Raw genomic sequence first — 12,110 nt, 5'->3', positions numbered from 1 at the left:
ATTCTATTGACGACACTTTGCATCACACCTAAAGAAAAAACCGCACGCCAGAGCGGCAGTGCGGTTTTTCCATAACAGCGAGCAACGATTACAAGCAATTAAGCCTGGTGGTTAGTCACGTAATCGATAGCAGCTTGTACGGTCGTGATCTTTTCAGCTTCTTCGTCAGGAATTTCAGTCTCGAATTCCTCTTCAAGAGCCATCACAAGCTCAACGGTGTCAAGGGAGTCGGCACCCAGGTCTTCAACGAAGGAAGCAGTGTTTACTACTTCTTCTTCTTTAACGCCCAGTTGCTCGGCTACGATTTTCTTGACGCGCTCTTCGATGGTGCTCATACCTTGTTTTCACTCCTAATGGACAAATTCAGGCAGCTGGCCAGCGGGCAAGTGTATCGAAAGACTTTTCAGTTTTTCAACTGAAAGCTTTGCACTCATCCCTCAACGGCCCTCTGCCTATAAATAGATTGCAGCTTTATAACGGATTTTAGACAGCTCGTATGACATTTTTTTGAAGCAATCCGTCACATTTAACTCATGTACATCCCGCCGTTGACCGGGATTGTAGCTCCGGTCACGTAGGCTGCACCGTCAGAGGCCAGAAAAGAAACCACGTTTGCGATCTCTTGTGCCTGACCCAAACGGCCCAGCGGAATCTGTGTCAGCAAGGCTTCACGCTGTGCCTGCGGTAACTCGCGGGTCATATCGGTATCGATAAACCCTGGCGCTACCGAGTTCACAGTGATCGAGCGCGAGCCCACTTCACGTGCCAGCGCACGGCTGAAACCTTCCAGGCCAGCCTTGGCGGCGGCATAGTTTACTTGGCCTGCGTTGCCCATGGCACCCACAACAGAGCCAATACTGATAATTCGTCCCCAACGGGCCTTGGTCATGCCGCGCAAAACACCCTTGGACAGGCGAAACAGACTGTTCAAGTTGGTATCGACGACGTCATGCCATTCGTCATTTTTCATCCGCATCATCAGGTTATCGCGGGTGATGCCGGCATTATTGACCAGGATCGCCGGCGCACCGAACTGTTCCTGAATGCTGTTCAGCACCGCGGCAACTGATTCATCGCTGGTAACATTAAGTTCCATGCCGGTACCCTGAACACCGTGTTCTTTCAGGGTGGCAGCGATGCGCTCGGCACCGGCTTGCGACGTAGCAGTGCCGATTACAACGGCGCCCTGACGACCCAATTCCAGGGCAATAGCCTGGCCAATACCACGGCTGGCGCCGGTTACCAGTGCAACTTTACCTTGCAAGCTCATGCAGGCTTCTCCTAATTCAAGCCAGTGCCGTACGCGCAGCGGCGAAGGCATCTGGGGTATTCAAGTTGTGAGTGGTTACGCCTTCTGCGCAACGTTTGCTGATGCCTACCAGGACTTTGCCCGGACCGCACTCAACCAAGTCAACCGGACCGCTGGCTGCAAGCGCCTGTACCGATTCAACCCAGCGCACCGGCTTGTACAGCTGCTCGAGCAGATCGCGCTTGAGGGTTTCCAGATCTTGCACAATGGCCGCACTGACGTTCTGCACCAGAGGAATCTGTGGCGCCTGCCAATCAATCGCTTGAATCGACTCGGCGAAGCGCTCTGCGGCAGGACGCATCAACTCACAATGCGAAGGTACGCTGACCGGCAATGGCAGCGCACGCTTGGCTCCGGCGGCCTTGCACAGCTCCATGGCACGCTCGACGGCAGCCTTGGAACCGGCAATTACAACCTGACCCGGCGAGTTGAAGTTAACCGCGCTGACCACTTCACCCTGGGCAGCTTCAGCACAGGCTTGCAGCACAACGGCGTCTTCGAGCCCCAGAATCGCCGCCATGGCGCCCTGACCGGCCGGAACAGCTTCCTGCATCAGTTGCCCGCGACGCTCAACCAGCCTGACCGCATCCGCCAGGCTCAGACAGCCGGCAGCCACCAGAGCGCTGTATTCACCCAGGCTGTGACCGGCAACATAATCCGGACGCTTGCCGCCTTCGGCCAGCCACAGACGCCAAAGGGCAATCGAGGCAGTCAGAATGGCTGGCTGGGTAACATCAGTTTGATTGAGTTTTTCTGCCGGCCCTTCCTGGGTCACGGCCCACAGGTCGTAACCCAGAGCATCAGAAGCTTCTTTGAAGGTATCAATGACCAGCGGATGAGCCGCGCCCAGCTCGGCCAACATGCCGAGGGACTGCGAACCCTGCCCTGGAAAGACGAATGCGAGGGATGTAGACATGTAACAAGCCCCTAATGATCTTGTCGTCGGAGAATTGACGTCCTGCCGTGGCGGACGCAAGAAACTGACAGTTGGATGGCTGATTAGACCGGGCGGTCACATTTCAGTACCCGGCCGGCAAAACGCCTACGGCAACAACCCTTCAAGGCGTCCATACAAACGCTTTGGCAGGTCTTCATGGATTTCAATCAGTGCGCGCTCTATTGCACTCTGAAAGCCCTGAGCACCTGCCGAACCGTGACTCTTGATAACAATGCCCTGCAAACCGAGAAAACTCGCACCATTATGCCGGGCGGGCGCCAGATCAGCCTGCAAACGCCGCATTAACGGTAACGCCAGCGCACCGACAAACCGGCCGAACAGCGTACGCTTGAATACCGCCCGGATCCTGCTCGAAATCATCGTCGCCAGACCTTCGCTGGATTTGAGCAAGATATTGCCGACAAATCCATCGCACACCACCACATCGGCCTCACCCCGGTACACCCCGTCACCCTCAATAAAGCCGATGTAATTGAGGCCAGGCGCCGACTGCAACAATACCGCCGCTTCCTTGACCTGCTGATTACCCTTGACGTCCTCGGTGCCTATATTGAGCAAGGCGACCCGCGGACGCAGAATACCCAGCGCCTGCGCCGCCACCGAGCCCATCACGGCAAACTGAAACAACTGCCCGGCAGTGCAATCAACATTGGCCCCCAGATCCAGCAACTGACAGTAGCCGGTTTGGGTCGGCACCGCCGCCACCATTGCCGGACGATCAATCCCCGGCAAGGTTTTAAGCACATGCCGCGACAGCGCCATCAGCGCCCCGGTATTACCTGAGCTCACGCATGCCTGCACCTTGCCGTCACGCAACAACTCCAGCGCCACACGCATAGAAGAGTCTGGCTTGCTGCGCAAAGCTAGCGAAGGCCGCTCATTCATGGCGATCACTTCTGAAGCAGGGGTAATAGTCAGGCGCGTGCGATCCACAGCCGGATAGCTGGCAATCAGATTTTCAAGTTCGGAGGGTTGACCGACGAGGGTCAGGTGTAACGAGGGAGTAGCAGACAGGCAAGCAATACTGGCCTGAACAATGCTGCGGGGACCGAAGTCCCCGCCCATTGCGTCGATCGCGATGACCTGAACGGACAAGTGATTACTCGTCAGCGCCCTTGTCGATCACTTTACGACCACGGTATACGCCTTCTGGCGATACGTGGTGACGCAGGTGAATTTCACCGGTGGTTTTTTCTACAGACAGAGTGCTAGCCGAAAGAGCATCGTGCGAACGACGCATGTCACGGGCAGAGCGGGATTTTTTGTTCTGCTGAACAGCCATAATTAATTAACTCCTAAACGTTTGGGTCACGCTTTAACTGCGCCAATACACTGAACGGGTTGGACCGCGTTACCTCGTCCTCGCCTGGATCGGGCTCATCGAGACCCGCCGGCTGCTGGCATTCTTCCGGATGATGAGCAGGCACAATGGGCAAGGCGAGCAGAAGCTCTTCCTCGATCAGTGCCAGCAGATCCAAAGGATCCTCGCCCAGCTCCAGCACGTCATAACCTTGCGGTAACGACTGGGTGTTCGCACCCTCTTTCACCACAGCATAACTGCACTCGCTGTGGATCGGCAGGGTGACCAGCTCAAGACAACGCTGGCAAACCATTTTGACTTCGGCGTCGATAGAGCTGTGGATGACCACAGACCTACGTTCATCTCGTTCAAAAACAAATTTCGCCTGGACCGTTCCGAGAGTATCGGAAAGCGGGTCGCAGAGTCTCTCCAAATCAGCCAGCAACACTTCACCTTGGAGGGTAGTGCCACGATCAGCTAATTTGCGCGGGTCAACGTGAGGTGGAATCGGGTCATTCAACATAGGCGCAGCATTCTAGGGACGACCCCTTCACCTGTCAAAGGAAATTGTGCCTGTGCGACATCCTGTACGATCGTTAGAATCCCTGACCGCCCACAGGAGACGCGCATGCTGCCTTTATTACTCGCTTCAAGCTCGGCTTATCGCCGTGATCTGCTGACTCGCCTGCGCCTGCCTTTCAGCTGCAGCTCCCCCGATATAGACGAAAGCCACCGCCCCGGCGAATCAGCCATTGAACTGGTGAAACGCCTGTCCCGGCAAAAAGCCGAAGCACTTGCCACCCGTCACCCCGACCACTTGATTATCGGCTCCGACCAGGTTGCAGCGCTCAACGGACGAATCATCGGCAAACCCCACACGTTTGACAAGGCCCGCCAGCAACTTTTGGACGCCAGCGGCGCCAGCGTAACCTTCCTCACCGGACTGACCCTGCTCAACAGCCAGACAGGCCACTATCAAACCGACTGCGTGCCCTTCACCGTGCACATGCGCACCCTCACCCCGGAACAGGTCGAACGCTACCTGCTTGCCGAAGAACCCTATGACTGCGCAGGCAGCTTCAAAGCGGAAGGTCTGGGTGTGAGCCTGTTCAGGCGCACCGAAGGCGATGACGCCACCAGCCTGGTCGGCCTGCCACTTATCCGCCTGGTCGACATGCTGCTCGCGCAAGGCGTGGCGATTCCGTAAAACAAAAAAACCGGCCTGAAAAGGCCGGTTTTTTAAATCATCCATGGATCAGCGCAGGGTCGGCCCCTGGAACCCCATCCACATCGCCAACTGTTCAGCCACACTGGCGCCCAGCTTTTTCGAGAAGCGGTCAAACGCCGACTCTTGCACAGTGAAGTCGATCAGTTCTTTTTCACCGATCACATCACGGGCAACCGAACTGGCATTACCCAACCCGTCGATCAAGCCGAGAGGCAATGCCTGCTGCCCGGTCCAGACCAGCCCCGAAAACAGCTCGGGATGATCCTTGTCTTTAAGGCGATCACCGCGCCCCTGCTTGACGCTGGCAATGAACTGCTCATGGGTGACATTCAACACGCCCTGCCAGAACTTGGTCTCGTCCGGTTTTTCAGGCTCGAACGGATCAAGAAAGGCCTTGTGTTCGCCAGAGGTGTAAGCGCGGCGCTGAATGCCCAGCTTGTCCATTGCACCGACAAAACCAAAGCCTGCTGCCGTCACCCCGATCGAGCCCACCAGACTGGCTTTATCGGCGTAAATTTCATCTGCCGCACTGGCAATGTAATAGGCACCCGAGGCACCCAGATCGGAAATCACCGCATACACCTTGATATCAGGGTGCAAGCCGCGCAGACGGCGAATCTCATCGTAGACATAGCCCGACTGCACCGGACTGCCGCCCGGACTGTTGATACGCAACACCACACCCTTGACCTTGGGATCGGCGAACGCAGCCTGCAGGCTGGTGACAATATTGTCAGCACTGGCAGCCTCTTTGTCCGCAATCACGCCGCGCACATCGATCAAAGCGGTATACCCGCTGCTGGTGGCACTGCGTTCCATATCCACCAACGGAGAAAACAGGATCAGCACCGTAATCAGATAACAAAAGGTCAGCACCTTGAAAAAAATGCCCCAGCGACGCGCCCGACGCTGCTCCTGAATACCTGCCAACAGGGTTTTTTCCAGCAGCTTCCAGCTTTTGTCATCGCCGGCAGCCGGCTCAGACTCTGAAGGCGCCTTCCATTGATCAACCATGCTCTACCCCAGCAAAGACTTTAATTAACCTGACAATTGAGCCAGGTACGCAATTCGGGAAAACTGTCGATCGCCAACCGCGGCTCAAATGCAAGCAAGCGCTCCATTGACTGAGCACCATAGCTCACTGCAACTGAATCAATACCGGCGTTGCGGGCCATCAGCAAATCAAACGACGCATCCCCCACCATCAAGGCCTGTCCGGGCTGCATGTCGCAATGGGCCAGGATTTGATTCAGCATCAATGGATCAGGCTTGCTGGCGGTCTCATCGGCAGCGCGGGTGATATCGAAAAAATCTTCCCAGCCATGAGCCCTGAGCACCCGGTCAAGCCCCCGGCGCGCCTTGCCCGTAGCAACTGCCAAACGGTAACCCTCGGCACGAAAGGCCTCGAGCGACTCAGCCACCCCCGCAAACAACGGTGACGGCTCGGTATCCATAGCCATGTAGACATCCGCATAGTGCTGGCGAAAGGCAATCACCTGGGCGTCCGACATATCGGGATAAAGCGACAGGATGGCCTCAGGCAAACCAAGGCCGATAATTCCCTTGATCGCCTCTTCATCACGCTCAGGACGGCCTGCGCGATGTGCCGCGACCTTCATCGCGGCGACAATCCGACCGATGGAGTCGGCCAGCGTACCGTCCCAGTCGAAGATCAGCAGCTTGTACTCATGGCGCACTCAGCAGGCGCTCCACGGTCTTGGCCCACATTTCGTCAACCGGAGCCTGCAGCTTCAACTCGCCACCTTCAGGCAGAGGCACCGTCAGCATGTAAGCGTGCAAGAACAGCCGCTTGCCACCCAGATCGCGAATTTCTTTAGAAAACCCTTCATCGCCATACTTGGTGTCACCGGCAATACAGTGACCGGCATGCAATGTGTGCACTCGAATCTGGTGAGTACGGCCGGTAATCGGCTTGGCCTCGATCATGGTTGCAAAATCACCGAAGCGACGCAGCACCTTGAACACGGTGACCGACTCCTTGCCCTCTTCGTTGACTTCAACCATACGCTCGCCGGAACGCAGGTTGCTCTTCATCAGCGGTGCTCGCACCTGCTTGATGGACGCCGCCCAGTTACCGCGCACCAACGCCATGTAGCGCTTGTCGACACCATCACCGCGCAATGCGGCATGCAAGTGACGCAACATGCTGCGCTTTTTGGCAATCATCAACAGGCCGGAAGTGTCCCGATCCAGGCGATGCACCAGTTCCAGTTCCTTGGCATCGGGGCGCATCTGACGAAAGGCTTCAATTACGCCAAAAGTCAGACCGCTACCGCCATGTACAGCGATACCGGCCGGTTTGTTCAGCACTATCAGCGCCTTGTCTTCGTAGACAATGGCGGCTTCGAGTCGCTGCAACAAACCTTGAGCCACCGGCACCGGCTCATCGCGTTCAGGCACGCGAACCGGCGGCACGCGCACGATATCGCCCGCCTGCAGCTTGTACTCGGGCTTGATCCGCCCCTTGTTCACACGCACTTCGCCTTTACGCAAAATGCGGTAAATCAAGGTCTTGGGAACGCCCTTGAGCCGTGCAAGTAAAAAGTTGTCGATGCGTTGGCCGGCATATTCCGGCGAGACCTCAAGCAGCTGGACGCTGGGGGTCGGGGGGGTAGTGGTCGTCATGCCGCGAATGATAACAATTTTTTATGGAATTGAAGCACTTAATCATTGCTGCTATAGTCGCGAACGCCGCCAAAAGCGGCCTGGACAGCGGATTAACGGTGAATAACCGGCCCTGCCCAACGCTCTTAATCAGGACGCGAGGCCGTCCTACGGGGCTTTTGCTGGATACGGAACACCTGGAGTTGTAACAAGCGCAGGTGACATGAGGCCTGAAGCGAGCCTGGAAAGCAGAGTGCAAACTCGCCTTTTACGCCGATATTCACGGCCAGTTCACAAAGTGCAGTCAGCTTCGGGCATATCAAGCGAATGCTTCGGAAACATCGCCTTTATTAGCCATGATGCGTGAACTCCCCTTTTGGAGAACACGGTAAATGCCAACCCGCTGCGGATTCTGCGCGCGGCAGCACCCGAATTATCAGGGATACGTGTAGGGTGGAGATGCACAACCGCCGGACTGTGTAGCAATAGGCTTTATCAAGACGCTTCATCTCGTCCACAGCCGCTGGTTGATTCCTCCTCCTGACTGAGTGCTTAAGTCACCACAGCAAGCAGGAAGCGTAAGTCGCGACTTCGCCCCCATTGGTCGAACCTCGCTGGACACAGGAGTGGCCAACTGCTCCTGACGCACCTGACACCGACCATGAGAAGTCGTGTGTGCCGAACGCCGTTTCCGGTAGCCCGGAAACCGACGGTACAACATGAAAAGAATGCTGATTAACGCAACTCAACCTGAAGAGTTGCGTGTTGCACTGGTAGATGGCCAACGCCTCTACGACCTGGACATCGAGTCAGGCGCGCGCGAGCAGAAGAAAGCCAATATCTATAAAGGCCGTATTACTCGCATCGAACCAAGCCTTGAGGCTGCCTTTGTCGATTTTGGCTCTGAGCGCCACGGCTTCCTGCCACTTAAGGAAATCTCCCGCGAGTACTTCAAGAAAGCTCCTGAAGGCCGCGTCAACATCAAGGACGTCCTGAGCGAAGGCCAGGAAGTTATCGTGCAGGTCGAGAAAGAAGAGCGTGGCAACAAGGGCGCAGCCCTGACCACCTTCATCAGCCTCGCTGGCCGTTATCTGGTTCTGATGCCTAATAACCCGCGTGCCGGCGGTATCTCCCGTCGCATCGAAGGTGAAGAACGCAACGAGCTGCGCGAAGCCCTGAACGGCCTGATCGCTCCGGCCGACATGGGTCTGATCGTGCGCACTGCAGGCCTGGGCCGCAGCAGCGAAGAAATGCAGTGGGACCTCGATTACCTGCTGCAACTCTGGACCGCCATTAAAGAAGCCTCCCTGGACCGCTCCGCGCCATTCCTGATCTATCAGGAAAGCAACGTGATCATCCGCGCCATCCGCGACTACTTGCGCCAGGACATCGGCGAAGTACTGATCGACAGCGTTGAAGCACAGGACGAAGCCCTGACCTTCATCCGCCAGGTGATGCCGCAGTACGCCAGCAAAATCAAACTCTACGAAGACAGCGTTCCGCTGTTCAATCGTTTCCAGATCGAAAGCCAGATCGAGACCGCCTTCCAGCGCGTCGTTGAACTGCCTTCCGGCGGCTCCATCGTTATCGACCCGACCGAAGCCCTGGTGTCCATCGACATCAACTCGGCGCGCGCCACCAAAGGCAGCGATATCGAAGAAACCGCACTGCAAACCAACCTTGAAGCGGCTGAAGAAATCGCCCGTCAGTTGCGCCTGCGCGACATCGGCGGCCTGATCGTCATCGACTTCATCGACATGACCCCTGCCAAAAACCAGCGCGCCGTGGAAGAAAAAGTCCGCGAGTGCCTGGAAGCAGACCGTGCCCGCGTACAAGTGGGCCGTATCTCGCGCTTTGGCTTGCTGGAAATGTCCCGTCAGCGCCTGCGTCCATCCCTGGGCGAAAGCAGCGGCATCGTTTGCCCACGCTGCAATGGCACCGGCATCATCCGTGACGTTGAATCGCTGTCGCTGGCCATTCTGCGCCTGATCGAAGAAGAAGCCCTGAAAGACCGCACTGCCGAAGTGCGCGCCCAGGTGCCAATCCCGGTTGCTGCATTCCTGCTCAACGAGAAGCGCAACTCGATTACCAAAATCGAACTGCGGACCCGTGCACGCATCATCATTCTGCCGAACGATCACCTCGAGACGCCGCACTTCGAAGTTCAGCGCCTGCGTGATGACAGCCCGGAAGCCCACACCAACCAGTCCAGCTACGAAATCGCTGCCGCTGCTGCGGAAGTGGAAGAAGTTCAGCCGGCTGCCGCCACTCGCACTCTGGTTCGCCAGGAAGCTGCAGTCAAAACAGCACCGCCGCGCACCTCGGCACCGGTTCCGACCGAAGCTGCTGCACCGGCTCCTGCTGCTGCACCTGCCGCTACCATCGCCGAGCCAAGCCTGTTCAAAGGCCTGGTCAAATCGCTGGTAAGCCTGTTCGCCTCCAAGGAAGAGCCTGCTGCTCCGACCGTGGTTGAGAAGCCGGCAACGACAGAGCGTCCTGCGCGCAATGAAGAGCGCCGCAATGGTCGCCAGCAAAGCCGCAATCGCAATGGCCGTCGCGATGAAGAGCGCAAGCCACGCGAAGAGCGTGCACCGCGAGAAGAACGCGCACCACGCGAAGTCCGCGAGCCGCGCGAAGAAACTCCGGTAGCTGCTGTTGCCCGTGAAGAACGCGCACCGCGTCCACCTCGTGAAGAACGTGCTCCACGCGCACCTCGTGAAGAACGCAAACCGCGCGGCGAAGCCCGTGAAGAGCGCGTTCGCGAATTGCGCGAGCCTCTGGATGCCGTTCCTGCCGCAGCCGTTGCAGCCGTCGTCGTCGAAGAAGAGCGCGCACCGCGCCCTCCACGGGAAGAACGCCAGCCGCGTGCTCCCCGCGAAGAACGTGCACCACGCGAAGTACAGCCAGTAGCCGCAGAAGACGAAGAAGCTCTGTCGAACGAAGAGCAATCCCAGGACGAGTCGCAGGACAACGCCGAAGGCGATCGTCCACGCCGCCGCTCCCGTGGCCAGCGTCGTCGCAGCAACCGTCGTGAGCGTCAACGCGATGCCAATGGCAACGTGATTGAAGGCTCGGAAGAAAACAGCGAAGAAGGCACTGCCGAAAACGCTCCTTCCACCACTGAACTGGCTGCCGGTCTGGCCGTCACTGAAGCCGTTGCCAGCTCGGTCATCAGCGCTCCTGCTGAAGCCCAGGCCAATCAACAGGCCGAGCGTGCGACCCAGACCGTCCAGGAATCGGCTCCGGCAGAAACCGTGGTTGCTGAAAAGGTTCAAACAACTGAAGTAGCCATTGTGCCAACACCGGTTGTAGAAGCCCCTGTGGTTGAAGCCCCCGTAGTTGAAGCGCCAGCTGTTGAAGCGGTCACCCCGGTCGAAGCAGTCAAGGCACCAGAAGTTGAAGTGCCTGCAGCACCGCAAGCACAGCCTGAAGCTCAGGTAGTTGCCGAGCCTGCCCCGGCAGTCGAAGCGCCTGTTGTAGCTGCGCCAGAGCCAGTGGTTGAAGCGGTAGTCGAAGCACCGGCAGTAGAAGCGCCAAGCGTGGAAGCACCGGTTGTTGAGGCACCAGCCATCGAAAAAGCGCCAGAGCACGTCAAGGAAGCCCGTTTTGTTCGCGAGCCGATTGCCGAGCCGGCTATTGTCGAGGCAGCTCCGGCTCCTGTGGCTGAACCTGTGGCTGTCGAAGTCGTAGTGGCTGAAGCCGCCGTGATCGAGACAGCTGTAGTTGAACAACCTGCTCCGGCAGAAGTTGTTGTCGCGACTGAAGTGACTGAAGTAGTGGTTACAGCTCCGGTTGCCAGCACCGCACCAAGCAACGGTCGCGCTCCTAACGACCCGCGCGAAGTACGTCGCCGCAAGCGTGAAGCAGCCGCCGCTGCTGCCGCTCAGGCAGCTGCTGGCGAAACCGTAGCCGAAGGCAAGGAACACGAGTCTAAACCACTCGTCTAAACCTGCAGGCCACTAAAAAGCCCCGCCAGTTCTGAACTGGCGGGGCTTTTTTTATTTCCGTTGTCTACCGCATCAACTGCAGGAGCGAGCTTGCTCCTACAATGAATTGCGGGGGAGCTAGAAGAACCAGAACGAACGCCTGTTACGCTCCAGCTCGCCGCGGCACTGGTTAAGCTGCGCACCATAGGTTTTCGACTGCTGCTCAACTTTACGGGCCACCTGCATCAGCCAGGGTTTGGCACGGTATGTATTGCGACTGTAACCGCCCCTGCCCTCGTGATACGCCAGATACTGGTTGTAGGTATCCCATTTGGAAATCCCCAACTGCTGCTGGGTACCTGCGGCATACCATCCGATAAACATGATGGCATCGGCAAAGTTATCGCGAGAACCGCCACTGCCCATGCTTCGCTCGAAATCCTTCCAGGCCGGCGGTTGAGCTTGCGCGTAGCCGTATGACGGGCTGACCCTGCCCCACGGGATTATCCACAACAGATAAGCGCGGGGAGGAAGCGCATCAGCGACAAAACTGCTTTCCTGTTTCATGATCGCCATCGCCACATGGGGAGGCGTTCCCCAGCGGCTCTGCATCGCGACCGAGTCCTTGTACCAGGCAGGATACTGACGATAGATACTGCATAGATTGCCCTGGTCTTTGGGCGGAGCTGTCGTACACCCGGTTAATGTCACCAGGGTCAGCGCTAACGCCCATGCCGGTATTTGCTTCATTTAATATCCAGATC

Annotated in this window: 12 protein-coding genes; 2 read left to right on the top strand and 10 right to left on the bottom strand. The window is 57.5% G+C overall.

The genetic code is table 11. From position 1 onward, the window contains the following. Positions 1 to 98: 98 nt before the first annotated feature. The 6 genes from acpP to EQV90_RS07585 all read right to left on the bottom strand — a co-directional run bounded on the left by acpP (position 99) and on the right by EQV90_RS07585 (position 4,090). Entirely contained in the window at positions 99 to 335 is a 237-nt protein-coding gene (gene acpP, locus EQV90_RS07610) for an acyl carrier protein (protein ID WP_003442511.1), read from the bottom strand. A gap of 191 nt (positions 336 to 526) precedes the next feature. Further along, positions 527 to 1,270 carry a 3-oxoacyl-ACP reductase FabG gene (gene fabG / locus EQV90_RS07605; protein WP_010655790.1) on the bottom strand — a complete coding sequence of 248 codons (744 nt, stop codon included), beginning with the start codon at positions 1,268 to 1,270 and terminating at the stop codon, positions 527 to 529. Between the two features lie 16 nt (positions 1,271 to 1,286). Continuing rightward, positions 1,287 to 2,225, bottom strand: coding sequence for an ACP S-malonyltransferase (fabD, locus tag EQV90_RS07600; RefSeq protein WP_029612305.1), 939 nt, complete (start codon positions 2,223 to 2,225; stop codon positions 1,287 to 1,289). 126 nt (positions 2,226 to 2,351) lie between these two features. Further along, positions 2,352 to 3,362, bottom strand: a complete 1,011-nt coding sequence (gene plsX / locus EQV90_RS07595; RefSeq protein ID WP_127196192.1) for a phosphate acyltransferase PlsX — start codon at positions 3,360 to 3,362, stop codon at positions 2,352 to 2,354. Positions 3,363 to 3,366: 4 nt separating this feature from the next. Further along, positions 3,367 to 3,549 carry a 50S ribosomal protein L32 gene (gene rpmF / locus EQV90_RS07590; protein ID WP_003442519.1) on the bottom strand — a complete coding sequence of 61 codons (183 nt, stop codon included), beginning with the start codon at positions 3,547 to 3,549 and terminating at the stop codon, positions 3,367 to 3,369. A 13-nt stretch (positions 3,550 to 3,562) separates the two neighbouring features. Beyond that, complete coding sequence (locus EQV90_RS07585) at positions 3,563 to 4,090, bottom strand: YceD family protein (protein WP_003442521.1); 528 nt, start codon at positions 4,088 to 4,090, stop codon at positions 3,563 to 3,565. A gap of 105 nt (positions 4,091 to 4,195) precedes the next feature. Here EQV90_RS07585 and EQV90_RS07580 point away from each other — a divergent pair, with 105 nt between their 5' ends. Beyond that, positions 4,196 to 4,774 carry a Maf family nucleotide pyrophosphatase gene (locus EQV90_RS07580; RefSeq protein WP_240877954.1) on the top strand — a complete coding sequence of 193 codons (579 nt, stop codon included), beginning with the start codon at positions 4,196 to 4,198 and terminating at the stop codon, positions 4,772 to 4,774. 48 nt (positions 4,775 to 4,822) lie between these two features. Here EQV90_RS07580 and EQV90_RS07575 read toward each other — a convergent pair whose 3' ends face one another. From EQV90_RS07575 to rluC, 3 genes are read right to left on the bottom strand one after another with little or no spacing between them, the layout of a single operon-like run. Beyond that, entirely contained in the window at positions 4,823 to 5,809 is a 987-nt protein-coding gene (locus EQV90_RS07575) for a S49 family peptidase (RefSeq protein ID WP_003442525.1), read from the bottom strand. Between the two features lie 20 nt (positions 5,810 to 5,829). Beyond that, a complete protein-coding gene (locus EQV90_RS07570; protein WP_003442527.1) occupies positions 5,830 to 6,492 on the bottom strand; it encodes an HAD-IA family hydrolase in 663 nt (220 codons plus the stop codon). Further along, entirely contained in the window at positions 6,482 to 7,441 is a 960-nt protein-coding gene (gene rluC, locus EQV90_RS07565) for a 23S rRNA pseudouridine(955/2504/2580) synthase RluC (protein ID WP_003442528.1), read from the bottom strand. Before rluC ends, EQV90_RS07570 begins: the two co-directional genes overlap by 11 nt. A 707-nt stretch (positions 7,442 to 8,148) precedes the next feature. On the opposite strand from rluC, the gene rne reads away from it, so the two are divergent. Next, positions 8,149 to 11,367 (top strand): ribonuclease E, encoded by a 3,219-nt coding sequence (gene rne, locus EQV90_RS07560; RefSeq protein ID WP_240877953.1) that lies wholly within the window; start codon positions 8,149 to 8,151, stop codon positions 11,365 to 11,367. A 117-nt stretch (positions 11,368 to 11,484) separates the two neighbouring features. Here rne and EQV90_RS07555 read toward each other — a convergent pair whose 3' ends face one another. Then, the gene (locus EQV90_RS07555; RefSeq protein ID WP_240877952.1) at positions 11,485 to 12,096 is read right to left on the bottom strand and encodes a hypothetical protein; all 612 of its coding nucleotides are present in this window, start codon (positions 12,094 to 12,096) and stop codon (positions 11,485 to 11,487) included. Between the last annotated feature and the right edge of the window lie 14 nt (positions 12,097 to 12,110).

Source organism: Pseudomonas sp. TMW22089 (genome assembly GCF_022496645.1).
GTDB lineage: Bacteria > Pseudomonadota > Gammaproteobacteria > Pseudomonadales > Pseudomonadaceae > Aquipseudomonas > Aquipseudomonas paraversuta.
This window is presented reverse-complemented; position numbering and strand designations above follow the sequence as displayed.

What these genes read in the sequence shown, in the direction of transcription:
- acpP (WP_003442511.1), bottom strand. Translation starts at nt 335, where the DNA reads ATGAGCACCATCGAAGAGCGCGTCAAGAAAATCGTAGCCGAGCAACTG.
- fabG (WP_010655790.1), bottom strand. Translation starts at nt 1,270, where the DNA reads ATGAGCTTGCAAGGTAAAGTTGCACTGGTAACCGGCGCCAGCCGTGGT.
- fabD (WP_029612305.1), bottom strand. Translation starts at nt 2,225, where the DNA reads ATGTCTACATCCCTCGCATTCGTCTTTCCAGGGCAGGGTTCGCAGTCC.
- rpmF (WP_003442519.1), bottom strand. Translation starts at nt 3,549, where the DNA reads ATGGCTGTTCAGCAGAACAAAAAATCCCGCTCTGCCCGTGACATGCGT.
- EQV90_RS07585 (WP_003442521.1), bottom strand. Translation starts at nt 4,090, where the DNA reads ATGTTGAATGACCCGATTCCACCTCACGTTGACCCGCGCAAATTAGCT.
- EQV90_RS07580 (WP_240877954.1), top strand. Translation starts at nt 4,196, where the DNA reads ATGCTGCCTTTATTACTCGCTTCAAGCTCGGCTTATCGCCGTGATCTG.
- EQV90_RS07575 (WP_003442525.1), bottom strand. Translation starts at nt 5,809, where the DNA reads ATGGTTGATCAATGGAAGGCGCCTTCAGAGTCTGAGCCGGCTGCCGGC.
- rluC (WP_003442528.1), bottom strand. Translation starts at nt 7,441, where the DNA reads ATGACGACCACTACCCCCCCGACCCCCAGCGTCCAGCTGCTTGAGGTC.
- rne (WP_240877953.1), top strand. Translation starts at nt 8,149, where the DNA reads ATGCTGATTAACGCAACTCAACCTGAAGAGTTGCGTGTTGCACTGGTA.
- EQV90_RS07555 (WP_240877952.1), bottom strand. Translation starts at nt 12,096, where the DNA reads ATGAAGCAAATACCGGCATGGGCGTTAGCGCTGACCCTGGTGACATTA.